Origin of the sequence: Streptomyces sp. TP-A0356 (assembly GCF_001417775.1) — a bacterium.
In the GTDB taxonomy this organism is placed as follows: Bacteria; Actinomycetota; Actinomycetes; order Streptomycetales; family Streptomycetaceae; genus Streptomyces.
In genome coordinates, this window is sequence record NZ_BBZJ01000015.1 from 1 (window position 1) to 23,608 (window position 23,608).

The 23,608-nt window shown below is 69.2% G+C and carries 20 protein-coding genes and 5 pseudogenes; 11 read left to right on the forward strand and 14 right to left on the reverse strand.

All coding sequences use genetic code 11. From position 1 onward, the window contains the following. Nucleotides 1–53: 53 nt before the first annotated feature. The 3 pseudogenes from ASC56_RS08540 to ASC56_RS37710 all read left to right on the forward strand — a co-directional run. Nucleotides 54–426, forward strand: a pseudogene (locus tag ASC56_RS08540) (transposase); the annotation flags it as partial. Nucleotides 427–432: 6 nt separating this feature from the next. Continuing rightward, a pseudogene (locus ASC56_RS41700) lies at nt 433–639 on the forward strand (SUMF1/EgtB/PvdO family nonheme iron enzyme); the annotation flags it as partial. A gap of 168 nt (nt 640–807) precedes the next feature. Beyond that, nucleotides 808–1,197 (forward strand): annotated as a pseudogene (locus tag ASC56_RS37710) (GNAT family N-acetyltransferase); the annotation flags it as partial. Between the two features lie 242 nt (nt 1,198–1,439). On the opposite strand, the pseudogene ASC56_RS43065 reads toward ASC56_RS37710, so the two are convergent. From ASC56_RS43065 to ASC56_RS08560, 3 genes and pseudogenes are all read right to left on the reverse strand, one after another. Next, nucleotides 1,440–1,814, reverse strand: a pseudogene (locus ASC56_RS43065) (hypothetical protein); the annotation flags it as partial. Between the two features lie 874 nt (nt 1,815–2,688). Next, entirely contained in the window at nt 2,689–2,886 is a 198-nt protein-coding gene (locus tag ASC56_RS37720) for a hypothetical protein (RefSeq protein ID WP_055490669.1), read from the reverse strand. A gap of 846 nt (nt 2,887–3,732) precedes the next feature. Further along, nucleotides 3,733–4,098: a hypothetical protein gene (locus tag ASC56_RS08560; protein ID WP_055490670.1), complete on the reverse strand. Its 366-nt coding sequence runs from the start codon at nt 4,096–4,098 to the stop codon at nt 3,733–3,735. 65 nt (nt 4,099–4,163) lie between these two features. Here ASC56_RS08560 and ASC56_RS08565 point away from each other — a divergent pair, with 65 nt between their 5' ends. Next, entirely contained in the window at nt 4,164–4,430 is a 267-nt protein-coding gene (locus ASC56_RS08565) for a transposase (protein WP_234376883.1), read from the forward strand. 79 nt (nt 4,431–4,509) lie between these two features. Here the strand turns inward: ASC56_RS08565 and ASC56_RS08570 are convergent, their stop codons facing one another. After that, nucleotides 4,510–4,884 carry a VOC family protein gene (locus ASC56_RS08570; RefSeq protein ID WP_055490672.1) on the reverse strand — a complete coding sequence of 125 codons (375 nt, stop codon included), beginning with the start codon at nt 4,882–4,884 and terminating at the stop codon, nt 4,510–4,512. Between the two features lie 299 nt (nt 4,885–5,183). On the opposite strand from ASC56_RS08570, the pseudogene ASC56_RS08575 reads away from it, so the two are divergent. Further along, a pseudogene (locus ASC56_RS08575) lies at nt 5,184–5,369 on the forward strand (LLM class flavin-dependent oxidoreductase); the annotation flags it as partial. Nucleotides 5,370–5,696: 327 nt separating this feature from the next. Here ASC56_RS08575 and ASC56_RS08580 read toward each other — a convergent pair. Continuing rightward, nucleotides 5,697–6,386 carry a TetR/AcrR family transcriptional regulator gene (locus ASC56_RS08580; protein WP_055491034.1) on the reverse strand — a complete coding sequence of 230 codons (690 nt, stop codon included), beginning with the start codon at nt 6,384–6,386 and terminating at the stop codon, nt 5,697–5,699. A gap of 137 nt (nt 6,387–6,523) precedes the next feature. Here ASC56_RS08580 and ASC56_RS08585 point away from each other — a divergent pair, with 137 nt between their 5' ends. Beyond that, nucleotides 6,524–7,528 carry a 4,5-dihydroxyphthalate decarboxylase gene (locus ASC56_RS08585; protein WP_234376884.1) on the forward strand — a complete coding sequence of 335 codons (1,005 nt, stop codon included), beginning with the start codon at nt 6,524–6,526 and terminating at the stop codon, nt 7,526–7,528. Between the two features lie 130 nt (nt 7,529–7,658). Here the strand turns inward: ASC56_RS08585 and ASC56_RS08590 are convergent, their stop codons facing one another. Beyond that, on the reverse strand, nt 7,659–8,021 hold the full coding sequence (locus tag ASC56_RS08590; RefSeq protein ID WP_055491036.1) for a DoxX family protein: 363 nt from the start codon (nt 8,019–8,021) through the stop codon (nt 7,659–7,661). Between the two features lie 115 nt (nt 8,022–8,136). Next, nucleotides 8,137–8,661 carry a cupin domain-containing protein gene (locus ASC56_RS08595; RefSeq protein WP_107309213.1) on the reverse strand — a complete coding sequence of 175 codons (525 nt, stop codon included), beginning with the start codon at nt 8,659–8,661 and terminating at the stop codon, nt 8,137–8,139. Between the two features lie 112 nt (nt 8,662–8,773). Here ASC56_RS08595 and ASC56_RS08600 point away from each other — a divergent pair, with 112 nt between their 5' ends. Beyond that, nucleotides 8,774–9,490, forward strand: coding sequence for a LysR family transcriptional regulator (locus ASC56_RS08600; protein ID WP_234376885.1), 717 nt, complete (start codon nt 8,774–8,776; stop codon nt 9,488–9,490). 682 nt (nt 9,491–10,172) lie between these two features. On the opposite strand, the gene ASC56_RS08605 is transcribed toward ASC56_RS08600, so the two are convergent. The 3 genes from ASC56_RS08605 to ASC56_RS08615 all read right to left on the reverse strand — a co-directional run bounded on the left by ASC56_RS08605 (nt 10,173) and on the right by ASC56_RS08615 (nt 12,695). Further along, a complete protein-coding gene (locus tag ASC56_RS08605) occupies nt 10,173–10,808 on the reverse strand; it encodes a ParA family protein (protein ID WP_063784938.1) in 636 nt (211 codons plus the stop codon). Between the two features lie 363 nt (nt 10,809–11,171). After that, nucleotides 11,172–11,990, reverse strand: a complete 819-nt coding sequence (locus ASC56_RS08610) for an alpha/beta fold hydrolase (RefSeq protein WP_055490674.1) — start codon at nt 11,988–11,990, stop codon at nt 11,172–11,174. A gap of 27 nt (nt 11,991–12,017) precedes the next feature. Further along, on the reverse strand, nt 12,018–12,695 hold the full coding sequence (locus tag ASC56_RS08615; protein ID WP_055490675.1) for a DUF4097 family beta strand repeat-containing protein: 678 nt from the start codon (nt 12,693–12,695) through the stop codon (nt 12,018–12,020). Between the two features lie 224 nt (nt 12,696–12,919). Here ASC56_RS08615 and ASC56_RS08620 point away from each other — a divergent pair, with 224 nt between their 5' ends. Next, nucleotides 12,920–13,675 carry a helix-turn-helix domain-containing protein gene (locus ASC56_RS08620; RefSeq protein ID WP_055490676.1) on the forward strand — a complete coding sequence of 252 codons (756 nt, stop codon included), beginning with the start codon at nt 12,920–12,922 and terminating at the stop codon, nt 13,673–13,675. Between the two features lie 888 nt (nt 13,676–14,563). Here ASC56_RS08620 and ASC56_RS08625 read toward each other — a convergent pair. After that, nucleotides 14,564–15,775: an erythromycin esterase family protein gene (locus ASC56_RS08625; RefSeq protein WP_055490677.1), complete on the reverse strand. Its 1,212-nt coding sequence runs from the start codon at nt 15,773–15,775 to the stop codon at nt 14,564–14,566. Between the two features lie 57 nt (nt 15,776–15,832). Between ASC56_RS08625 and ASC56_RS08630 the strand changes: the two genes are divergently transcribed. From ASC56_RS08630 to ASC56_RS08645, 3 genes are all read left to right on the forward strand, one after another. Continuing rightward, complete coding sequence (locus tag ASC56_RS08630) at nt 15,833–16,582, forward strand: TioE family transcriptional regulator (protein ID WP_055490678.1); 750 nt, start codon at nt 15,833–15,835, stop codon at nt 16,580–16,582. Nucleotides 16,583–17,256: 674 nt separating this feature from the next. Beyond that, a complete protein-coding gene (locus tag ASC56_RS08640; RefSeq protein WP_055490680.1) occupies nt 17,257–17,808 on the forward strand; it encodes an RNA polymerase sigma factor in 552 nt (183 codons plus the stop codon). A gap of 68 nt (nt 17,809–17,876) precedes the next feature. Further along, nucleotides 17,877–18,242, forward strand: a complete 366-nt coding sequence (locus tag ASC56_RS08645) for a cold shock domain-containing protein (protein ID WP_159039613.1) — start codon at nt 17,877–17,879, stop codon at nt 18,240–18,242. A gap of 231 nt (nt 18,243–18,473) precedes the next feature. On the opposite strand, the gene ASC56_RS08650 is transcribed toward ASC56_RS08645, so the two are convergent. From ASC56_RS08650 to ASC56_RS08660, 3 genes are read right to left on the reverse strand one after another with little or no spacing between them, the layout of a single operon-like run. After that, nucleotides 18,474–20,357: an ABC transporter ATP-binding protein gene (locus ASC56_RS08650; protein WP_063784939.1), complete on the reverse strand. Its 1,884-nt coding sequence runs from the start codon at nt 20,355–20,357 to the stop codon at nt 18,474–18,476. Next, nucleotides 20,354–22,048, reverse strand: a complete 1,695-nt coding sequence (locus ASC56_RS08655; RefSeq protein ID WP_063784940.1) for an ABC transporter ATP-binding protein — start codon at nt 22,046–22,048, stop codon at nt 20,354–20,356. The genes ASC56_RS08650 and ASC56_RS08655 overlap by 4 nt, the downstream gene beginning before the upstream one ends. After that, on the reverse strand, nt 22,045–23,577 hold the full coding sequence (locus tag ASC56_RS08660) for an AMP-binding protein (protein ID WP_055490682.1): 1,533 nt from the start codon (nt 23,575–23,577) through the stop codon (nt 22,045–22,047). The genes ASC56_RS08655 and ASC56_RS08660 overlap by 4 nt, the downstream gene beginning before the upstream one ends. Nucleotides 23,578–23,608 lie beyond the last annotated feature (31 nt).

Sequence of the window (23,608 nt, forward strand, 5' to 3'; positions counted from 1 at the left end):
GTAGGACTCCGTTAGGTCTGTGTGTCGACCTTGTTCAGGGGCACGGTGCGTGTGTGGACGCACATGAAGTGCACCGTGTTCGGGCGACGTTGGCGTTATTCATGGCGGATGTGTTCGCCTCGGTGCCGCACAAGGACCAGCTGGCCAAGGGCGACTGCTATCTGCGGGGACTGATGACGGACGGCCGCCGCAAGTCCATCCAGGCCCATGGCCTCGCACTTGCCGGACGGCAATGAGCGGAACCTGCAGCAGTTCGTGAATCAGTCCATGTGGGATCCGGTGCCGGTGCGTCGGCGGATCGCCGAGTGGCTGGTGCCGCAGGTCGGCGGCCCGGAGGCGTGGGCGGCCGATGACGTGTCGTTCCCCAAGGACGGAAGGATGTCGGACGGGGTTGCTCCCCAGTACTGCGGTGCGCTGGGCAAGCAGGTCACACTGTCGGACCGGCGGACGCAGCGGAGTTGGGCGGTCGAGCTGGACCCCTACCAGCTTGCGACGTACCCCATCACCCAGGTGCTGTACGCGCACGTAACCGGCGAGCGTCCACGTACCGCGCATGGGGACCATCTGCCCGTCGAGGGCGTCTCCTGGTGCGACGCGGTCCAATTCTGCAACGCCTTGTCGCAGCGCACGGGGTTCACATCGAAAATGGGTTTCGTGACCCATGTGATTGACGTCCCTCATGTCGATGAAGCCGCGGCTTTGGGCTCTCTGCTGCTGCGGGTGTGGCTGCAGACGTATCCCAATGAGGAAGCAGGGATCGATGCGGCCTGGATTCACGAGCACCGTGGTTCGTCGGCCCGTGCTGAGGGCGTCGCTCAGTGGCGGGAGTTCATCGAGGCGGCTGAGCAACGCCCCGACCTGCTGTTCTGTCGTGTCGCCCGCGGAGAGACGGGGATCGTTGGGTTCCTTTGCGGGCGCCGGGACGAGGCGGTCACGCTCGGGCCGATGTATCTGTTGGACGATGTTCAGGGCCAGGGCGTCGGGGGCCGGATGATGAGCGAGTTCCTGGCCTGGGCGGGAAGCGCAGGCATGCGCCTGTGGGTCACTGAATACAACGAGCGCGCGATCCGCTTCTATCAGCGTTACGGATTCAAGATCACCGGCGACCGGGAACTTTGGCGGGGAAGGCTGCCGAACCTGCGTATGGTTCGCGACGCCACGTCGGGTGAGGACCTCAGCGCAGCCAGCCGAACCTGATCACCTCCCACGGGGGCCCGCCGACCGTCGGGTCGGCGGGCCCGGTGATCAGTGGCGGTCAGGCGGTGATCACAGCGTTCGTCGCAGGGGCACGATTTCCGGGATGTTGTTGGGGACTGATGGCCTTGCGGCTTCGGGGGTGGCCAGCAGAGCGACGATGGTGACGGGTGTCGACGTACTCCTGTGAGTGCTCCCCCAAGTACGGAGATATCTGCACCAGTGAGATGTCGGGGCAGTCGGCGTCATCTCGTAGGCATGGCGGTGGCAGGGAGGTGAACCTCCAGCACGACTACGGTGCCGGCCACGGTCCGGTCCTCGTGCATGCTGATCCGCTGGCCGGTTTTGATGTGCGTCCAGTGAGAGGGGGTGAGGGGAACGAGGCGGACAGTGGCCCGGCCGCCGGGCTCCAGGAAAGGCATGTCCTCGACACAGAGTCGCGCAATGCTCACCGAAGCCCCTCCGGCGGGTGAGAGGTTCCCGATGTCCCACATGGGCCGCAGAACACCGTGACCGGAGATTGGTGTCTTGCGTCGCGCCTTTGTGGCCGGACGGAGCGTCAGATCCGCCCGGGTCACCCCGTTTCGGATCTCAGAAGACCGCCAGACGACCCCGGCGGCCTCGTCGCCGACCTGCGCGTGTCCAAGGTCCGCCGGTCCGCCCACGCACCGTGCCCGTTCGCTACGGCTCCCGCCCCACCATCTGCCCGGTCCGGACCTGGCGGGCCTGGAAGGACGCCGCCGGACTCGACGATCCGGACGGCCACGCCTTCCGCGGACTGCACTCCCGTTGGCACAGCGTCCTGAAGGCGGCCTCAAGCCGGAGGCCATCGGCGACGTCATCACGCGCGCCGGCCAGCGCGCCGGGATCGAGATCCGTCTCACCGGCCACAGCCCCCGCCGCCGACTCGCCACCTCCCCCGCCTCAGAGGCCACGACCAGATCGTCATCGTCAAGCAGGGCGGATGGGCGCCGCACTCCAAGAGCTTTCAGTGATACCGGAGGGAGCCACGGAGCGATCCTCGTGGAAGTACCGGGGCACCGACGACATGCGGCTCGTTGAACGACATCCTGGCGACACCTGACGGGATACGGCCTGCTGGGGCTCGCCGGACTCGCGGTCTGCCTGGTCTGCTCGGTCGGGTTGCTGCTTGGTGCGATGGTCGCCATTGGGCACCTGGCCCGCCGACGGCAGGGCGACGGTGACCCCGAACGGGAGACACCGGGGTCGGATAGGAAACGGGTCGGCCCTGGCATCCATCCGTTGGGAGGACTCACCAGAATAGAGAGTTCAGCCCCCAATGACGGTGCCATCGAAGGGAACCGACGGGCGAGTGAGCCCCGCCTCACGGAGCGGCGGGGCTCATCACCGGATGTCTCGACTCACGTCCCAGAGTTGACAAGTGAATACCTCACTCCTGATGGGCGAGAAGCCTGCCTGTACGCAGGAGGGCAACTATCCCACCGGACGCGAGCGCCGGAGGCACGCGCGGCTTCATGCCACGTACAGGTAGGCCCTGACCTCGGTGCCGCTGGCCTGCCAGGTGAACTTCGTGGTCGTGCCCTTCGGGCACGCCTTTGCTTCCTTACGGCTCGTGCCGTCGGTGAAGGGTGCAAACGCCTTGACGTAGGCGCACTTCCCGTCGGCCTCCGTGTCTCGGACCCAGCCGTCGATGATGACCCTGCTCCCCACGCACTCGATCGTCCACGCAGCCTCACCACCCCCGGTCGAAGGGTGGAAGCCGCCCGGGCACGTAGCGGCCGGTCCCGCCGACCCGGCAGAAGCCGGTGCGGCCACCAGGAGACCCGCCGTCAGCGCGGCCGCGGCCACACCAGCTAATTTCGCCGAAGCGCTCATTTCTCCCCCATTGAGTCGATGTGGGCATGCCAGCAGGACTCTACTGGCGCTACTGGGGAACCAAAGCCCTCGAAACTAGCCAGATATGGCGCTCCGTCATCCCCGGCACGGGCCGCCACAACGCATTCGCGTCGGGCTGCAGCAACCGGTCGAGGGCGACGGCTGCGTCGCATTCCTTGCAGGCGGTCCCCGGCCGTCGACCGCAGCACGTCGAGGGCCTCGAACAGGTCCACCTCCGGGTCGCCGGCGGGCGCGTTGGGGCAGTCCCAGATGTGCACGACGATCGCACCGGGACGCCCACCGCGCGGCGGGGTCCGCTGGATCTTCCACGCCCACCGGTCGGCGGGGGGGCCGTCCTGGGCCTCCCGGGGCAGCAGGCACCTCGGGACCTGGTCATAGTCGACCCCTTCGACCTGATGCACCTGTCCCCCGGCCTCAGCCACACCCGGTACTCGCGCGGCTCGACCCCCTCGGTCGCTGACTTCTGTGCGCCCAACTTCATCGCGCAAGGCGAGACCAGGTCGAATGCGTCCGTGCATACAGGCAGCAATGGCGACAGCCAGCAGCAAGGAAGCCGATCACGTACACCACGAGCGCCCACCGCACCCACCGCGACTGACCCCTCCGCCGCTCCCACGATCCGACCTCACCAGGCCAACCTATGCGGGGTGGCCGTCCTGGTCAGGCACGGTCCGTCAGCTCCTCGGCGAACACCTGCGACAGCGGCTGCGGTCCTACGTATTGCTGGCAGTTGCACTGGCCAGCCTCGTAACGCAGCGGTTTCTTGTTCTCGTCCCAAGCCGTCGGCACCTCGACGCGTTCGTGGCACCGGCCCTGCTTGTCGTGCTTGGCGAGATGGTGCGTGCATCCGCACACCGGCTCCGGCGGCTTCTGCGCCGCTTCGACGGCCAAACGTTCCTGCTTCGCCGCCTCCAACAATCGCAACTTGCGCTCATGCCGATTGCGCAGCGCCGTGCGGACGTTGTCGGCTGCCCATGCGAAGCCACCCGTCCAGAAGATGATGAGAACCCACCAGAACCAGTCCACCAACTGTCCCTTCCCCCTGTTCTGCTGGAGGTCAGCATAGACGGCTCATCCGAAGCGGCTCCGGCTTGTCATGCGAGCCTCAGACACAGCTTCTGAGCCAGGTCCCCAAGTCCGCCCAGCCCTGGGTGGCCACGCTGCTGTGGACGGTCTTCGAACATCCCGACGCCGACGCGGTCCAAGCCCAAATGGCCCATGTCCTCAACGCCTTGGAGGCGAAGTTCCCCACAGCCGCCGGACACCTCGACACCGCCCAGCACGACCTGCCGGCCCTCACCGCCTTCCCACGTGAGGGCCGCGAGCTGCCGGCCAAGGCCGGCCTCCAGCGGACGTGACATGGGAAGAGTGGGGTTCGGTCAGTTGATCGCCTGGTCGGGCACACGGTTTCGGGCACCCGACCAGGTCCTCCCTCGGTTACAGATACGGGCGGGTGATCAGCTCAATCGCGTGACCAGCAGGGTCCTTGAAGTACACTCCTCGACCGCCGTGCTCGTTGTTGATCTCGCCTGAGCGCTGCATCTGAGGATCGGCCCAGTGCTCGATGCCGCGATCACGCAGCCGCCGATGCGCGCGATCGAACAGCTCGTCGTCGAGCAGGAACGCGTAATGCTGCATCTGGATCTCCACCGGCGGCTCGGCGAACTGAAGCAGCACGCCGTCGGAGAGCTGGATGTTGGTGAACGGGCCCCAGGACGGTGCTTCTGAAAGCTCCAACAACTCTCGGAAGAACCGAGCCGACTCGTTACGGTCCTTGGCAGCGATGATGGTGTGGTTGAACGTGGCTGTCATTCGGCTGACCTCGTTGTTGTTCGACACGGAAAGCGGACTCGCGGTGCGCGAGTGCCGGGAGGTCCGCGTGCCGAACTGAGGGGGTGCGTTCTCCGCACCCGCCGTGCGATCAGCCCTCCACCGGGTGGCCAATCTGTGTGTGGCGTAGCGCCGGTCCGGTGTTCACGTTGGGTGACGCTACTGGATCAGGCTGGCTGCCACAACAGGAAAGCAATCTCTTCCAGGAGACCTTGCCTGTCGACGGTCACGTGATCCGGAATCCGATTGCCCCGTCACGGCCGGTTGCGCAACCTCCTGGGATGCGCTTCTCCATCAACATCCCCAACTTCGGCGACTTTGCCGACCCCCGTAACGTCGCGACCGTGGCGGCTGCCACCGAACAGGGCGGCTGGGAAGGTCTCTTCGTCTGGGACCACGTACCGCACCGACAGCGCCAGGGGCGTCCCTCCCGGGACACCTGGATGCTGCTGACCGCCGCCGCCTTGCCCGTCCCCTTTGTCCTGCATCAAGGACCAGTCGTTGGGTAACTGCCGAGACAGGTCGTCGAAGTGCCACACATGACCGATCTGCTCGGCGGTGAGTGTCCTCTCCGACTCTGACGCCTCCTGCGAATTGGCTTGTCTGATGATGGTTCACCCGATGGCGATCGCCGGGGAAGGAGTCGATCCTGATCGTCTGGTCGAAGGCTGATCCAGGCCGCACGGTGACGCATCGCGCAACGACCAGTTCCAGTGCAGCACCGAGCCGTTGACGCCGCCCAAGACCGGTCGCGCGTCGCCGATACCGAGTGGGGATCGCCGCCAGTGAGAGAGCTACGTACGCTGCGCTGTTTCGTGGCAGCCCCGCCCTCCGCTACCTCTCGTCGCGGGTGTGGTGTGCACTCCCGCATCGGTGAGCGCGGCCCGGATGTCCTGGACGAAGCCCTCGGTGTCGTCAAGTCCGAAGGCGACGCGTTGCAGCACGAAGCCGTGCAGCAGTGCCATGACGACTCTGGTGCCGCGTTCGGCGTCAAGCTCGGCCGGCACTGTTCCGGCGGCCTGGCCGCGACGAAGCACCTCGGCCATGCGTCGCCGAACCGCCTCGAAGCCCTCCACGGCCCGTCGGCGCAGACCTTCGTTGGTGAGCAGCTCTCCCCATGCCTGAACGGCGCAGCGGAGCAGTTCGTCGACGTGGACGGGCCGGCCCGCTGCGTCGACGGCGCTTTCACGGCCGGCAGGATCGACAGACGCGGATACGAGATCGGCGACCCCGTGAACCCCGGCACCGCCCACCAGCCGCTCGACCGGCTCGAAGATCAGGCGGAAGGCGTCTCCCGCCAGCTCCAGGATGATCTCCTCCTTGCCGGAGAAGTAGCGGTAAGGAGCCCCGACGGAGACGCCGGCCTCCTTCGCGATATCCGGCATTGAGGTCTTGTGGAACCCGTCGCGCGAGAAGCAGCGGCGCGCCGCCGCCACGATCTCGGCGCGCCGCGCCTCACGGCGGGCTTCGGTGATCCGCGGCATCGATTGGTCGACCTTCCCCATGATGAATGACCATTCACCTTGACCTCTGCATCGTACAGGCCTACGCTCAAAGTGAACGATCATTCACGGAAGTGCGGCGAGGCCGTTTACCCCGACGGACACAATGGACACAGTGGATGGAGACCATGAACGGTCCCGACCTGACGATCGGCATCTATCGGTACGAGCACACCGCGGCGCTCCTCGACGGAGCCGTGCGCATCGAAGGCGTGACCGCCACCTTCGAGACGGCGCCGCTCGTGTCGGACATCTTTCAGCGCATGGTGCAGGGGCACTTCGACGTCGCGGAACTGGGGCTGACCTACTTCTTGCGCACGTTCGACCTCGAGAACGCGCCCTTCATGGCGCTGCCGATCTTCCCGAACCGGAACTTCCGGCACTCGGCCATCTTCGTCAACACCGCCAGCGGCATCGAAGAACCACGGGATCTCGCGGGCAGGACCGTGGGCGAGTTCGGGCTGTACGGTCACGACGCAGGCGTGTGGCCAAAGGGCATCCTGGCCGACGAGCACGGCGTCACACCCGATCAGTGCCGGTGGATCATCGGCGGCACCAACCACCCCCTCCCCCCGTTCGACTGGATCCCGCAGCCGGTACCCGCTGACGTGGACGTCCGGCACGCACCGAACGGCACCACGCTCGGGGACATGCTCGAAACGGGGGAGATCGACGCACTGGTCTCGGTCGACGTCCCCAAGGCGCTGCTCGACGGATCACCGAAGGTGGCGCGGTTGTTCCCCGACTACGAGACGGTGGAGCGGGACTACTACCAGCGCACCGGCATCTTCCCACCGATGCACGTCATAGCGGTCCGCAGTGAACTCCTGGACCAGCCGGAGGTGTTGTCCGCCGTCTACCACGCCTTCACGGAGGCGAAGGAACTCGCGGCACGCCGGTACCGCGAGGGGGCGACGAAGCAGCACATGGCGGTCATGACCCCCTGGTTCAGTGAACTCTTCGCCGAGAACCGGCGCCTGCTCGGGGAGGACTGGTGGCCGTACGGCCTCCAAGCCAACCGCAGGGCCACGGACACCTTCCTGCGCTACCACTACGACCAGGGCCTGTCCCGACACCTGCTGACCAGCGAGGACATCTTCGCCCCGGGCCTACTGGGAACGTGAGCGCGAAACCGCGGAGTCTTGCGACAGGCCAGCCGTGGCGCGCACTTGAGTTCCAAGGCGGTCCAGCGCGGTCACTCGAGAAGGTAGGTCCTCCCGAGCCCGATCCGCGGGTCATGAGCACGGCTCGACGTCACAGCCATGTGGTGGCCAGCCAGACGGTCATGGCCGCGGCGAGAATGAGCGCGATGTTGAGGGCGAGTTGGCGGTCTCCGCGGCTCAGGTGGACTGTGATCGCGCCGATCTGCAGGAGCAAGAACCCGATAGCCGCAGCCAGGGCCAGCCAGGGTGCGATGCCGGGCAGTGGCGGCAGGATCAGCCCGATCGCGCCAAGCACCTCGAGCACCCCGATGGTCCTGACGGCCGACATCGGCGTGCGGTCCACCCAGGCCATCATCGGCTGGAGCTGCTCACGGGTTTGGATCACCTTGATTCCGCCCCCGTAGAGGTAGAGGAGCGCGAGTGCGCCGGCGACGACCCAGTACGCGACGGCCATGACGATTCCCATCCACTGTCACCTGCTGTAAGTGACCACATTCATGTGACCCGGGCTTGGGGATCAGTGCAGCCGCCTCGGCTGCGCTGATCCGGTGGCAGACAGCCGGGCGGCGTCATCCTTCCGGTTTCTGGGCGAAGTCGGTGGCGGGCTCGGTGGCGTAGCGGCTCATCGTCTGGATGCTCGCCTGTGGGGTCAGTTCCCGGCCGCTGGCGAAGATGTCCTGCAGGTCCCGGAAGTACTGCACATACAGGTCGGGCGTGAAGGTGCTGAGCATGACGGCCGGATGGTCGGTCACGTTGGCGAAGGTGTGTGGGGCCCCGGGCGGGACCATCACGAGCGTGCCCGCGGTCGCGTCGTGGACCTTGTCGCCCACCGTGAACCGCACCGTACCGGAGATGATGTAGAAGCCCTCGTCGTGCTGGGCGTGGCGGTGCTGCGGCGGTCCGGGCGTGTGCGGGGCGAGGACGGACTCGGCCATGCCCAGGCGGCGCCCCGTGTTGCTGCCGTCTTCGAGGAAGCGCATCCGCGTGGTGCCCAGAGTGATCGTCTCGCCGTCGCCCGGGCCGACCACCGATACAGCGGGGTCGGACGTCGGTTCGCTGGTCATCGGTTCGCTGGTCATCGGTTCGTCAGACATGCTTCGATTTCACTGCCCGGGCACAGCGGCTGTCCAAGACCCATTTCGGCGACTCGATGCCGTGTGGGTATCGTTGCAGTACGGAGCGGGGCTACGTACGCTGCGCTATTTCGTGGCCGTCGCCGAGGAACTCCACTTCGGCCGGGCCGCCGCCCGGCTGCACATGAGCCAGCCGCCGCTGAGCCGGGCGATCAAGCAGTTGGAGGCCGACGTCGGCGCTGATCTGCTGCACCGCTCCGCCGCAGGCGTCACCCTCGCCCCGGCCGGGGCGGCGCTGCTGGACGAGGCACACACCCTGCTCGACGAGGCCGACCGGGTACGCATACGCGTGGCCGCGGCGGCCGGCGCCGCGACCATCACCATCGGCATCCTGGGCGACAGCTCCGACCGGGGCGCGACGCGGCTGGCCGCCGAGTATCGCCGACGGCACCCGGGTGTCGAGGTCCGCGTCCCCGAGACCGACCTGAACGATCCGACCTGCGGGCCCCGCGCCGGACTGATCGACGTCGCCCTGACCCGCGCGCCGTTCGCCAAGATCGGTCTGACGGCCCATCAACTGTCCGCCGATCCAGTCGGCGTGGTGCCGTGCACCGACGATCTACTGGTCGCCCACGACCACCTGAGGCTGGCCGACCTGGTCGGCCGGCGCTGGTTCCAGTTCCCGGACCGCACCGACCCGATCTGGCAGTCGTACTGGAACGGCGGCGCGCCTCGCGAGGGCCCGGTGGTGCGCGCCGTCCAGGAATGCCTGCAGGCCGTGCTCTGGAACGGCACGGTCGGAATGACCCCGCTCGGGCACCACCCGCCCGGCGAACTGGCCATGGTGTAGGGGGAGACGATCGCGGCTGTCGAGGCGGCAGCCCGCCGTCCTCGTCGGTGCGCCGGCGCAGGCGGCCCCCGATCGCGGTAGTAGTTCTGCACGACGACCCGCCGCAGGGCCTCGGTCTGGGGACTGAATGCACGTGATCAGCTCCAGCCGGTCAAGTCGCATACCGCGGTCAGCACTTGGGGGGGGGGGAATCGGTGCGCTGCGTGGTGCGTTCACGTACGAGTACGGCGTTCTTGAGGCGGGCTAGCGCGAGATCGAGCAGGCGGTCGGCGCGATCGCCCCCGGGTGAGGCGCTCACGGAAGTCGGCCAGCACACTGTGGTGGACCGACTGGCTGCAACGCTGTGACGCGCTGTCAGCAGGAAGCACTTCTCCGCGCCTCCGCCATCCAACGAAATCTCCCGGCGCAGTGGAGCCACTGGGCGAGCGGACGCCGGTTCACGCGCGACCGCGCAACGTCGCTTACCGCGCGCTTCTCAGGGGGCGCAGTGCAGCGGCGCAGGCTTGCCCCATCGCGGACACCGGTGACCCTACCCATCGCATGAGGTCGCGCGGCAAGCCGGTGTCGAGCTCGATGGTCACCCGGACGTATCGGGTGTGTAGCTCAGTGACCTTGACGGGACGCGGTACGGCGGCATCAGGTCCGCGCTGCAATGCGGCTCGGTAGGTGTCCTTGCGCTGATTCATGCTTTGTCCTGTCGCTTGATGAGTTCGTCTGCGAGGTCCATGTACGCCGAGCCCTTCGCCTTGACCGGACTGCCGAATGACTGGGCGTACAGGTCGAGCCGCGGAATGTGGGTGGACAACACGTCGAAGCCCCGCTCGGTGAGAGCTTCGCGGGCGTCGGCGTCGGGACCGGTACGCGTGGCGTCGGCACGATTCGTTCGGTTCAGCAGAACGGCGGCGCGGGCCGGCTGGATGCGCAAGGACTGTACGTCGCCCATCTCACCGCCGATGGGCGCCATGCGATCCAACTCGATGGCAGCTGGAGCCACCGGCAAGATCCACTCGCTTGCGTACCTCATGATGCTCCGGGCGATGTGCGCGTGGTCCTCCAACTGCGGAGCGTCGAATACGACGGCCTGCCGGTCGCCCAGGAAGTCGTTCACGCGCCGGTGCACGTCGCCCACCGGAAGAGCGACCACAGGAAACGGAAAGCCACCTGCCAATTCGCTCCAGTGCAGCGCGGAGGAGGCGGGGTCACTGTCGACCAGCAGCGGTGGGATGCCCGACTCGTGGAGTGCGTGGGCCAACCAGACTGCGCTGGTCGTCTTTCCCACTCCGGGCTTCAGGTTCACAAAGGCGTAGCTCAGCGACACAAGACTCAACGTATGGTCGCGAGCGACTGGCAGCCGCCGGCTCGGGGCACGCGATCCCATCGTTCACCCTATGGCGCCAATGAATCATCCGGATGGTCCAGAGCCGAAGTCGCAAGGCCCCGAAGGGCGCCTGGAATGGCCGAGCGACGGCACAGCCGGACCCGCTACGGCCAGGTGTTTCAGCGACGCATGCGGGAGCACAGCACACCGTCAGGTTCATGCCTGTGCTCGGCCGCTACAGCTTCACCGCGTCCGTCCCGCGCGAAGGGCAGCGGCCCCTGCGCGACCCGGACGCGGTCGAGCTGGACGACGATGACGATGGCGCGAGGACGTGAAGTTGTCATCAGTCCGCTGGTTGTGTCTTCAGTGCCCCGCGCGGTCGAGGGCGGCGACCTCGCGTACGGCCTCGGCGATGGCGCGGAAGTCCTTCTTGAGGATCGCACCGTGGTTGCTGGCGACCTTCGCGCTGATTTTGATGTTCGGGTTGCGTGCGGTCACCGCATCGAGGCTGGTGCGTATCCGTTCCTGCTCATCTCCGCGGCTTCCGAGGGACGTCCCCGAAGCGACCACGTACCGCGCCGGGACGGTGATGTTGTCCAGCACGGGGCCCAGTTCGCGCTCGCGGGAGATCTTGCCGAGCTCGATGTTGCTGTTCGCCATCTGTTCGGCGTTCATCCGCGGGGTCAGGCCCGTCGGGCGCAGCAGCGGCATGAACAAGTTCATCCGCCGGAACATCTTCCGGATCCGCTGCTCCATGGCCTCGTCGAGCCAGTCGTACGGGAACGCGCCGTCGACCAGGACCGCGCCCAGGGCACGGTCCGGATTCCGGCCGGCCCAGTGCGCCCCGACGAACGCCCCGTAGGACCAGCCCACCAGCACCGCCCGGTCCACACCCCTGGCCGCCAGAACGGCATCGACGTCCCGGACGGCGGCCTCGAAGGAGTAGTCCGCGGAACGCTTCGATTTCTTGCCGCGAGCCCGCTCGTCGTAGGTGATGTGCCGCCACCCGGCCCCCAGTTCGGCGATGACCCGCCGCCAGTACCCCTGAGTGGCGAACTGGCCGTTGAGGTAGACCACAGGGATACCGGGACCGCCGGTGTCGGTGACGGCCAGGGCCGTGTCGTCGACCGGCACCATGCCGGTCCACTTCGAATTGGTCGAGGAAGTGCTGTACTTCGTCATGACGGGTGCTCCTTTGGACGCTGCGGGTCAGAGGCTGCGGGCGGTGATGTCGCCGTGGGTGGTGGTCGCGTGGATGTTCAGGTCGGCGGTGCCTTCCGTGTTCTTGAGCGAGTTGTGGATCCGGCCGTAGCCGGTGCCGGCGTCCAGGGAGGCGGAGACCCCGTGGGCGGCGACGACCGTCACGTCGCCGGACTGGGTGCGCAGCACGACGGAGCCGCGCACGGCCTCGGCGATGTGGATGTCGCCCTGTAGGGTGCTGATCTCCGCGGGGCCGCCGAGGCGGCCGACCGAGACGTCACCGGCGAGGGCGGTGAGGCGGACGCTCGCGGCCTCGTCGAGCTTGGCCGCGCCGTGCGCGCCGTGCGCGCCGTCGAAGGCGACATCGCCAAGCCGTCCGACGGCCCGGAATTCGGCGCCGGCCGCCTTGGCCTCGATGCGGGAGCCGGCGGGCAGCTTGATGGTCACCTCGATGGATCCGGAGGGGCCGAGGATCTGGTGCTTCGCCGCCGAGGTCTCGATCTGCAGGACGCCGTCGCTGTATTCGACCTTGGTCTGCTCCGCCGCCTTCACGTCGCGGTCCTTCGAGGCGTTCGCGGGCAGGACCTCGACCGTGGTGTCGGCCCGGTCGGCGGCGATGACCTGGATGCGTCCCGCGGGGATGTCGAGGACGGCGGAGATCGGGGTGGGGGTGTCGTACTTCTGCATGATGCTCTCCTCCTGCGCCTGTTGTTTCCGGTGTAGGAAACGCTACGTAGCGTTCAATGTCTGCGCAACAAGTTCGTTGCATCCAGCTAGTATTAGCGCAGGTAGATAGCTAAATATCGTTGCAACCGGCCTGATGGTAACGCAACGTCAGTCATCCGAATCGTTGCATTGGATTGGGAGTGAACGCTACGCTGGAGGCATCACGGAGCACGAAGGAGATTCCGATGCCGGGAGGCAGGCTCACTCAGCAGGACCGTCAGCAGATCGCGCTGGGGCTGGCCGACGGCCTCGCCTACGCGGAGATCGCCAGGCGTCTCGACCGCCCCACCTCGACGATCACGCGTGAGGTGATGCGCAACGGCGGCCCCACCGCCTACCGCGCCGACCTGGCCCACCGCGCCACCGAACGCCGCACCCACCGACGCCGGCAGACCGCACCCTCAGGACCCCACACCCCCGCACAGGCCCATGGACGCGACCCCGAGGCGGTACGCGAGTACGAGGAGACCTTCACCACCCTCCTCATGCAATCGGGCCTGCCCAAGATGATGGCCCGGGTGCTGACCTGCCTCTTCACCACCGACGCGGGCAGCCTCACCGCGTCCGAACTCGCCCAGCACCTCCAGGTCAGCCCGGCATCCATCTCCAAAGCGATCACGTTCCTCGAAAGCCAGGGCCTCGTGCGCCGGGAGCGCGACGAGCGCCGCCGCGAGCGCTATCTCGCCGACGGCGACGTCTGGTACCAGGCGACGCTGGCCAGCGCCCGAGCCAACGCCCAGCTCGCCGAGGCCGCACGGCAGGGCGTCGCCATCCTCGGCCGCCACACCCCGGCCGCCGCCCGCCTGGAGAACATCGCCCGCTTCGTCGACTTCATCGGCGAGAGCATCACCCGCGCCGCGGAACAGGCCCGCGAGATCCTCTACACCAGACCCGACACGCCCTCAGACGGCACCGTCAAGCCAACGTCAGATCGCGGATAGACAGCCTCGGCGCCCACCGCCGGAAACGTCGGCTGGCTCGCGCCGCGAGGCGGCGCGGTTCTTGCGCTGGAAGACCGCGCTGAACGCCTTCGACATCACCTTCGACGGCAGGCTCTCAGTGGCCCGCCAGTAACCCAACCAACCTGGTTACACGGCCCGTTTGACAGACCCCACATCGGCGTCACCACCGGCGTCTACGCCTACGTCCCCCTCGTCCGCTGACGTTGCCGTCACCGTTGCCGTCAAACGTGCCAGAAGCCCTACCGGAAACGATCCGGTGAGGCTTCTGCCTATTACTGACTCGCTCGTCCTGGTGGCTCAGAGAGCGCCACTTCTGGCGGCTCCTGGGCTGCTGTTACTCGACCCGCCGAAGGGACACTTCGTGATCGCCATTGGCGACCAAGTCCTTGACCGCTGAGAACATGGCCTGAACCCCTGGTCTCCGAGTCAAGACCAGATCGGGGCACGTGAAGTAGCTACCGCCGAGACATTCCGTAGCTCTCCATGAGACGGCTGATGACCTTGGACTCATTCGACTTGTCAGCCTTCCCGACGATCTGCATGCCATCGCCGGTGTTCCGGAAGACGACGCGGCAGCGGCCCGGCCCCGCCGCCTTCCCCATCCCGCCGAAGCCGGACGGGGACACCAACTCCCTTCCTGTCGACTGGAGACGACCGCACATCAGAACGGTTCCCCGTCGCCCTTCATATGACGTTCTCCCCCGCCCCGCCGAAGGCACCGTCAGGAGGACGCCGTACGCCCCCGGTCTCACGGGCCTCGTCGAGGTTGAGCCGCCTTTCTGCTCGCCCTTGACCATGGCGCCCGGCTGGGTAACGGCGAGGTTCACATCCGAGACGCCCCGACAGGCCGGACTGCTGATGGTGGCACTAGCTCTGCGGGACGTCCTTGACGAACACGATGCCGTCGCAGTCCGCAAGGCGGGCCGGGTCAAGCGGGGAGTAGCCGAACCAGGGCGATACGCGGGGCGCGGGCCGCGTGTCGCCAAGGGCGGTGGCCAGCCGCGGGGCGTCGATGACGCAGCGGTCCTCCGGGAGCGCGTACAGGAGCCCTTCGACGGTGTCGGGCGGCGGCGTGTCCACTCCCTGGTGCCGGATCGTGCCGAGGGCCGTGGCCACGAAGGCGTACCCCTCGCCGAGCTGGGCGCTCACCAGCGCACCAGCGCTCCACCACTCCACCGGCCCCTGCCACATCTGCATCGTGCTCTTTGCCCGCTGGAGATGGGAGTTGTGGGCGTGGATGAGTGCCGGGCCCCGAGCGGCGACGGCGAGGAGGTTGTGGGCCATCATCAAACCCCGCAGCGCGCACAGCCGCGTCATGCGGGCCGGTGAGGTGTCGGCCATCCAGTGGTGGTAGCGCAGCAGGCCGGTCGCGGTGCGCCCGTACAGGCGCGCCCGGTCCCAGTCGTCTTGCGAGGTCGTCGCGAGCAGGTGCGGCGTCTGCGCGTCGAGCAGCGCCACCAGATCGTCGGCGAGCAGCCGCAGCTGACTGGCCTCGGCCGACTGCCCCACGGACTGGGACGGGTCCATCATCGCGGCGGGATTGGTCCATTGGTCGTCGGCGCCGAGCAGGCGGTCGAGTGTTTCAGCGGTGCAGGGGAGCAGCTCCGTGTCCACCCGGGCCGCGAGGTAGCCGTGGAGTGCGGTGAGGGCCTGCCGGGGGCTCGCGGCGCCGGTGATCTCCAGCGGGCCGTCGAAACCGGCGAAGCGCAGCCGCTCGGACGCGGACCGGCCGTTGTTGTAGGCGCGCATCCAGCGCACGAGTTCGCGGTTGGCCGCGGACGCGCCGAGTCCCAGGTCGGGGTGGCTGAATCCGTGCTCCATGACCTGGTCGAGGGTGCCCGTGCCCGAGGTGACGTAGTCGTCCACGACCAGGCCCGCCAGGCAGTCGCTCTCGATCGCGATCGTCCGGTAGCCCTCCTGCTCGACGAGTTGCCGGAAGAGCTCGTTGCGCAGGTCGAGCAGAGTGTCCTCTCCGTGGGTGGGCTCGCCCAGGGCGAGCAGCCGGGGCCGGGCCGAAAGCAGCCTCATGACGGCGGAGGCCTCGACGGCATGGGCGGTGTCCTTGATGTCGGTAGCCATCCCTCAACGGTATCGTTGAACTTTCGGTTGAAACTTCCGCGCAATATCGGCAGGACCATGGGAAGAAACCCTCAAAACGGTGAGCGGCTCAGGCCGGTTGATCTGGCGCGCGAGCATGGTCTGTCCACGCAGGCGATCAGGAACTACGAGGAGGCCGGCATCCTTCCGGCCGCCGGTCGCTCACCCCACGGCTACCGCAGCTATACCTCGCTGCACGCGGGGGCCCTGCGCGCGTTCCTTGCCCTGGTGCCCGGCCACGGCCACCGGACGGCGACGTCGATCATGCGGGCCGTGAACCAGGGCGCGGCCGACGAGGCGTTCCGCCTCATCGACACCAGCCACGCCCAGCTCCTTGACGACCGGCGGACCCTCCAGGCCGTGGAGAGCGCCCTCCGCGATCTGGAGCCCATCACGGCGCCCGAGCCCAGTGCGGGGTCCGAGCCAGCCGCGGTGTCCGGGCCCGGCGGCACGTTCATCGGGCCGCTGGCAGAAGACCTCGGCATCCGGCCCGCGACGCTGCGTAAATGGGAGCGCGCCGGGCTGGTGCGCCCGCGCCGCGACCCGCTGACCGGGTACCGCGTCTACGACGAGGCCGACGTACGGGACGCCCGGCTGGTCCACCAACTCAGGCGGGGCGGCTACCTGCTGGAGCAGATCGCCCCGCTGATCGCCCAGGTGCGGGAGGCCGGTGGCCTGGAGCCACTGGGGGCCGCACTGTGCGACTGGCGCGGCCGGCTGTCCGCCCGCGGGCGGGCGATGCTGACCGGGGCCGCAGAGCTGGAGGCGTACCTCCGCAAGCACGGATGAGACTTCGGTCGCCAACCGTCACCAACGGTTCCGTCTCGACTGACCCTCCGCCGATGTCGGCCTGGTCCTGGGCTGAGCCTCACCCCCCTCATCGACCGCAGCCGGATCACTGCGGAATTGATCCTCCGTCCAGTCGCGAGACCGAACGGGCGGCCCGGGTCCCCGGGCTCATCTGCCTACTGGAAGGTGCCGGCGCTGGGAACACCGAGGGCGGATGCTGTCTGCGCCACCCTCATCGGCGTCAGCCGGGCCGCCGGGAAGCGCACTTGTGGCCTCATAGCGATGCGGAGCCGCGGGACCACAATCACGTGCACACGGCAGCCACTTGATGAATCGGTGATCGCCTCGCTCTTACTTTACGACCGCGCCGAAGACGGACGGTCTTGGAACGAGGAGGATCAGATGGCCGAACCAGCCATGGTGGGCCTGGGTGCAGCATGGCTCCTGGCTGTGCGATGTCTGTACCCGTACCCGGCCGCCCTTGTCAGGGCGTGGATCAGCAGGCGAGAGACGAAAGCGCGCCAGGACCTCCTGCAGGCGATCATTCCCCTGCTTCCCGCGGGCGGCATGATCGCCTGGTCCGGCCCCGGGCAGGAGAGCTTCGTGGTCTGCTCCTGGCCGGCTGCGCGGTGGCACCATCAAGCCCAGGGACTGGTACCCACAAGGAGCGCGCCTTGGACCTGAAAACGACCGACGACGACGGTGAGTTCTCTGCGGACACCTGGGCCGGCCAGTCGAGCTTCACCGAGTTCTACGCGTCAGAAGTGAGGCGCATCGTCCTGTTCGTGTACAAGAACGGTGCGACGTGGGACGACGCGTGGGACGCGACACAGAACGCGTTCGCGGAGGCGTTCCAGCGCTGGGACGGCATCGACTATCCGGCAAAGTACGTGAGGCGAACCGCCCTGCGTAACTACCGGGCACAGCGGCAGCGCTCGGACGAGGACGTCCGGCGGGCGACCGAAGCTGAGTGGTGCTACCTTCCCTCGTTCGATCAGCTCAAGATCCTCGACGAGGAGAAGGAAGTCATCGATGCCATCGCACAATTGCCCGAACGGCAGCGCGAAGTGATGGCCTGGCACTATGACGGATTCAGCATCTCGGAGATCTCGGAACTGCTCAGCGTCGACGCCAGCCGCGTCCGGTCGAACCTTCACCTCGCACGAAAGAAGCTCAAGGAAGCCCTCAATGACAATCGCGACTGGTTCATGGGGGGTGACAAATGAGCACTTCATGGGACGCCTTTGAAAGGGACGAGCTGCCGGACCAGGCATTCGACAAGTACGTCGAGGCCGTGTCCGACTCCGCCGTGGACTCCCTGCACAACGTGATCAGCCTGAGCGACGGGCTCAGCCAGGTGATCCAGAGGGCAGGCGTGATGCGCCGTCACGAGCACCTGCCGGACGAAGATCATCTGGACCTGGAACCACGCACTGCCCGTTCGCCGGCCGATGCGGTGCTGAGGGGCCGTATCAAGTGGTTCGACGCACGCGAGGGCATGGGCTACATCGCCGTGGCCCGAGGCAGCGAAGTCCCGGTCCACTGCCAGGATTTCAAAGTCTTCTCACGCGCGCCGAAACCCGGAGAGCAGGTCGAGTTCGTAATCGAGCACGGCCGGGCCTGCGATGTGCGCCTGCTCAAGCCGTCGGCGGAAACCTGACCGCGGCGGCAGCAGCCGTCCGGGAGCCGCGGCCCGGGCTCCCGGACGGAGATCCTCTCCGGCCGCCCGCTCGGCCGGACGACCCATGTCCTGCGCTCATGTCCTGCGCTCATGTCCTGCGCTCATGTCCGGGCGCAGGGACGGCAGGAGGCCTCCTGCTGCCGGAAGGCGGCGGGCAGGGACGTCAGGTAATCGCCGACCGTCGTCACGGGGCAGCCGGCGCGCCCCTCGTCACGTCTCGGGAGTACCGCCCCCGCGCTTGCGCCACGTAGTCGGGTCCGCGTGCCGGGCCGCCTGCCAGGAGTGCCACAGGGACGCGTAGGCACCGTCCGCCGCCAGGAGTTCCTCGTGGCTGCCGAGCTCGACGATCCGGCCGCGGTCCATGACCGCGATGCGGTCGGCGTCCCGCACCGAGTCCAGGCGGTGCACGATCGAGATCACCGTACGGCCCTCGATCAGCGCCGCCAGCGAACGCTCGACCCGGCGGGAGGCGGTGGAGTCCAGCAGCGCCGTGGCCTCGTCCAGGACCAGCGCGTGCGGGTCGGACACCAGCAGCCGGGCCAGTGCCAGCTGCTGGGCCGCCGACGGCGACACCGGAGCGGCGCCCGGGCCGATCTCGCTGTCGAGGCCGTCGGGGAGCGCGCGTGCCCAGTCCGTCAGCAGGACGGTCTCCAGCGCCTCCCACAGCCGCTCGTCCGGCGGGGCCTCCTCGCGGGCCAGCGTGAGGTTGTCACGTACGGTGCCGGTGAACACGTGCTGCTCCTGGGTCACGAGCACGATCTCGCGCCGCAGTTGGTCCACCGGCAGGGTGCCGATCTCGGCGCCGCCGATGCGCACGGTCCCCCGGGTCGCGTGGTGCACGCCGGCCAGCAGCTTGCCGAGGGTGGACTTGCCCGCGCCGGAGGCGCCGACCACGACCAGACGCTCCCCGGGTGCGATGTCGAGGTCGATGCCGGACAGGACCTCGCGGCCGGGGCCGTAGCCGAAGCCGACGCCCTCCAGCCGGATGGCGTGGCCCTCGGTGGCCGCGGGCGGCCGCGGCTCCTCGCGCGGCAGCCGGTCCACACCCAGGATCCGGCGCAGCGCGGCGTTGCCGATCTGGAGTTCGTCGGTCCAGGTGAGCAGGTCGTCGAGGGGCTCGCCGAGCGCCTGCACGTACAGCACCACGGCGGTCAGCTCGCCCAGCCCCACGGCACCCCGCTGGTAGGCGAGTCCGCCGATCAGCAGGGTCAGCGCCATCGGCACCATGGTGGCCAGGTCCAGGCTGGGGAACCAGATGGTCTGGAGCCAGGTGGTGCGCTGCCGGGTGCGCACCACGTGGTCGACGGCCCGGCCGTGACGCTGGATCTGGCGTGGCCCGAGCCCGAGGGCCTCGACGGTGGCGGCGCCACGGGCGGTCTCGTACGTGACGGCCAGGATGTCGGCCTCCTCGGCGAGCAGGCGCTCGTAGGCGCGGGTCGCGCGCGGCCGGTACCACCAGGTCGACAAGGCGGCGAAGGGCACCCCGGCCAGCAGCCCGAGGGCGAGCAGGGGCGAGGTCAGCAGGATCGCCGCTAAGGTGAACACCAGGGTGACGGCAGCCAGCGCGATGCGCGGGAGGGCCTGCCGGATGCTCTCGTTGAGCCGGTCGGCGTCGGCGGTGGCGCGGCTGAGGAGGTCGCCGGTACCGACGCTCTCCACCTCCGACAGCGGCAGCCCGAGGACCCGGCGGACGAAGTTCTCGCGGGTACGGGCCAGGACGCGCTCGCCGAGCAGGGTGGCCTGGGTGCGGGCGGCGCGGGCGAGCAGCGCGTGGGTGACGAGGATGGCGACGAAGGCCAGGGCGAGCAGGTCGACCCGGCCCGCGGTGGTGCCGGCTTTGACGGACTCGACCAGGTGGCCCAGGAGCCGGGGGCCGATGAGGTCCGCCACCAGGGCGGCGGCGAACAGCGCGAAGGTGAGGCCCAGCCGGGCGGCCTCACCGTGCAGCAAGGCGCCGACCCAGGCGCGGACGTCGGCCCGGTCGGCGAGGGGCAGCCGCCCGAGGTGGCCGGGCGTGCCGTCGGGCGCGGGGGCGGACGGCGGGGCCGGGGTGGCCTCGGCGGTGGCGGAAGCCTGGGTGGGGGTCGTCGTCACGAGGGCACTCCTGCGGAGCGGTCGGGGCTGCCGGGGGCGGGGTCCGGGCCGAGGCGGACCTCGCGGTCGGCGACGCCGCGCCACAGCGGGCTGTCGCTGAACACGATGGTGGTGCGCCCCGCGCGCGCGGCGGCCACTCGCTCGACCACCCGGGCCTCGGTGTGGGCGTCGACGGAGGAGGTCGGGTCCTCCAGCACCAGGACGTCGGGGGCCGCGAGCAGGGCCCGCGCGAGGACGAGGCGCTGGCGCTGTCCGCCGGACAGGGCCCGGCCGCCCTCGTCCAGGCGGGTGTCCAGGCCGGCGGGGAGGGCCTCGACCACGTCGGCGGCGTCGGCGGTGAACAGCGCGCGGTCCAGCTCCTGCGGGGACCGGGCGGTCTCCGCGGTCAGCTCCTCCCGTACCGTGCCGCTGAACAGCGTGTCAGCGGGCCCGGACCGGAGTACCCGAGAGCGCAGTTCGGCGAGGTCCACCCGGTCGAGCGGGACGCCGCCGAGCAGCACGGCCGGAGCGCCGTCACCGGAGTGGCCGGGGCGGGTGAGCCGGTCGGCGAGGTGCCCGGTGCGGTCGGCGGGGATGACGACCACGGTGAGCCGTCCTGCCTCGGCGGTGATGCCGGTGTGGGCGTCCGCCAGCGAGAGCGGCCCCGGCGGCAGCGGCTCGGGTTGTACGGGCTGGGTGGTCTCGGGGGTGAGGCGCAGCAGGGCACAGACCCGGCCGGCGGCGACCTTGGCCAGGCTGAGCGTCTCCGCGGCCTCGGTCGCGGTGCTCACCGGGAGGGTGAGGAAGGCGGACGCGCCGTAGAACGCGACCAGTTCGCCGGCGGTGATGGTGCCCTGCAGGGCGAGGCGGGCGCCGAACCAGACGATGCCGACGGTGACCAGGCCGGGCAGGAAGACCCCCGCCGCCTGGAGCCAGGCCTCCATCCGGCCGGCCGACTCGCCGGCGTGCCGCACCTCCTGGCTGGTGCGGCGGAAGCGTTCGGCGAAACCGGCCTCGCCGCCGATGCCTCGCAGGATCCGCAGACCGGCGACGATGTCGCCGGCCTGGGAGGTGGCGATGCCCATCTGCTCGCGCTGGGCCTCGTCGCGTTCCTGGAGCGGCCGCAGCAGCGGTCCGATGCCCAGGACGGCGACCGGGACGCCGATGAGCACGGCGAGCCCGAGCACGGGCGAGGTGGCGGTGAGGGCCACGGCCACGAGCACGGCGGCGAACACCGCGCCGACGGTGCGGCCGACCACCTCGAAGGCGTTGCCGATGCTCTCGACGTCGGCGGCCGCCGAGGCGACCACGTCGCCGGAGCGGGCCTTGCCGCGCAGGGTGGCGCCCAGCCGCACCACGTGCCGCATCAGGACACGGTGGGTGTGCGACAGGGCGTGCGCCTCGGCGGCCACGGCCGCCTGGATCAGGCCGGCGCCGGCGAGGGCCTGGACGATGCCGAGGGCGAGCGCGCCCAGCGACCACAGGTAGAGGCCGGCCTCGCCGCCGCCCTCGCCGACCTTGTCGATGGCCCGCCCGATGACGAGCGGGATCAGGGCGAGCGGGACCATCCAGACGGTGCCGAGCACGGCGCTGAGGACCAGCGGCCAAGGCCGGATCCGCACCAGCCACCACAGGTAGGGCCAGGGGCCCCGCACGTCCGCCTCGGGCAGGGCGGCGGGGCCCACCGAGGCGTCGAAGAGTCGGTTGGTCACAGGTACCGGTCCCGGGTGGCCGCGCGGTCGACCTTGCCGGTGCGGGTGTGCGCCAGTTCGGGGACCGCGACGATCCGGTCGGGGACGAGGTGTGCCGGGAACGTGGCGCGCAGGTGCGCGCGCAGAGCGGCGGGTTCGGCCGTGACGCCGCCGTCCTGCGGCGCGGTGCCGTCGGGCGCGACGACCACGAAGGCGACCAGTGCGGTGTGCTCCCCCTTGGCGTGGGCGGCGGCGGCGACGGCGGTCACGCCGGGGATCCGGCCGATGGCCTCCTCGACGTCCAGCAGGTCCACCCGTTGGCCGCGGATCTTGACCTGGTGGTCGATGCGGCCGTGGAAGACCAGGGCGCCGTCGGCGGTCTCGTGGACGAGGTCGCCGGTGCGGTACCAGCGGGTGGTGCCGCCGCCGAAATCGGCCTCGACGAAGCGGGCGGCCGTGCGGTCGGCGTCGTCGAGGTAGCCGGTGGCGAGCTGGGGGCCGGCCACATGCAGTTCGCCGGGGCCGTCGGGCGCGTCCGGGCGGGGCACCACGGCCTGCCGTACGGACGGCAGCGGGTGACCGATCGGGACCCCCTCGGGGAACGGGTCTCCGGCAGCCGGGAGTCCGGCACCGGGGCCGGCCAGGAGGGCGCTGTGGGTGACGAGGGCGGTCTCGGTGGACCCGTAGGTGTTGAGGAGCCGGACGTGGTCGGCGCCGAGCCGGTGCCAGCGTTCCAGCATGTCCGGGCGGACGGCCTCGCCGCCGATGACGACGGTCTCGACGGTGCCGGGGAGTTTGCGGCCGGTCTCCAGCAGGTGGCCGGCGTAGATGTGCCAGTAGTCGACGGGCAGGTTGATCAGGGTGACCTCGTTGTCGGTGAGGACCCGGTCGAGGTCCGCCTCGGCGTCGCAGTCCAGCACGACGAGTCCGCCCACCAGGAGAGGCGGCAGGATCTCCTCCAGGCTGGTGTCGCCGTCGGCGCGGGTGAAGTTGAGGGACACGGTGTCCGGGCCGATCTCGTACAGCTCGCGCAGCGGGGGCAGTACGGCGTGCAGCGCGCGGTGCGGGACCGCCACGGCCTTGGGAGCACCGGTCGAGCCGGAGGTGAACAGCACGTAGGCGGGGTCGTCGGCGCCGACCGGTTCGCCGCCGTCCCGGACCGGGGCGCGGGAGGGGCCCCAGTGGGGGAACAGGACGCGGTCGACGGCGGGCAGCCGGTCGGTCTCGGCGGTTGCGACCAGCTCCCGGCAACCGAGGACGCGCAGGGCCTCGCCGGTGTGGTCGGCGGGGTCGTCGGGCACCGCCACGTAGCCGCGGCCGGCCGCGAGCGTGCCGAGGATCGCAGCGATGTCCCGGACGCTGTGGTGCATGGCGATGGCGACGGGCGGGTGCGGTCCGGGTGTGCGGGTGGCGACCAGATCGGCCACCGCCCCTGCCCAGCCGGCCAGTTGGCCGTATCCGACCGTCATTCCGTTGTCGATGACCGCCGGCCGGCCGGGGTCGGAGCGGGCGATGGCGAAGAAGGGGTCAAGCACGCTGGGCAGGGTCATGGCAGGGTGCCTTCTCTTGTCCGTCCGTGGG

Bases quoted from the DNA above. Each gene is read 5' to 3' on its own strand.
- ASC56_RS08610 (WP_055490674.1), bottom strand. From the start codon at position 11,990: ATGACGAAGTACAGCACTTCCTCGACCAATTCGAAGTGGACCGGCATG.
- ASC56_RS08625 (WP_055490677.1), bottom strand. From the start codon at position 15,775: ATGGCTACCGACATCAAGGACACCGCCCATGCCGTCGAGGCCTCCGCC.
- ASC56_RS08660 (WP_055490682.1), bottom strand. From the start codon at position 23,577: ATGACCCTGCCCAGCGTGCTTGACCCCTTCTTCGCCATCGCCCGCTCC.
- ASC56_RS08595 (WP_107309213.1), bottom strand. From the start codon at position 8,661: ATGTCTGACGAACCGATGACCAGCGAACCGATGACCAGCGAACCGACG.
- ASC56_RS08620 (WP_055490676.1), top strand. From the start codon at position 12,920: ATGCCGGGAGGCAGGCTCACTCAGCAGGACCGTCAGCAGATCGCGCTG.
- ASC56_RS08630 (WP_055490678.1), top strand. From the start codon at position 15,833: ATGGGAAGAAACCCTCAAAACGGTGAGCGGCTCAGGCCGGTTGATCTG.
- ASC56_RS08590 (WP_055491036.1), bottom strand. From the start codon at position 8,021: ATGGCCGTCGCGTACTGGGTCGTCGCCGGCGCACTCGCGCTCCTCTAC.
- ASC56_RS08580 (WP_055491034.1), bottom strand. From the start codon at position 6,386: ATGCCGCGGATCACCGAAGCCCGCCGTGAGGCGCGGCGCGCCGAGATC.
- ASC56_RS08615 (WP_055490675.1), bottom strand. From the start codon at position 12,695: ATGCAGAAGTACGACACCCCCACCCCGATCTCCGCCGTCCTCGACATC.
- ASC56_RS08585 (WP_234376884.1), top strand. From the start codon at position 6,524: ATGGAGACCATGAACGGTCCCGACCTGACGATCGGCATCTATCGGTAC.
- ASC56_RS08570 (WP_055490672.1), bottom strand. From the start codon at position 4,884: ATGACAGCCACGTTCAACCACACCATCATCGCTGCCAAGGACCGTAAC.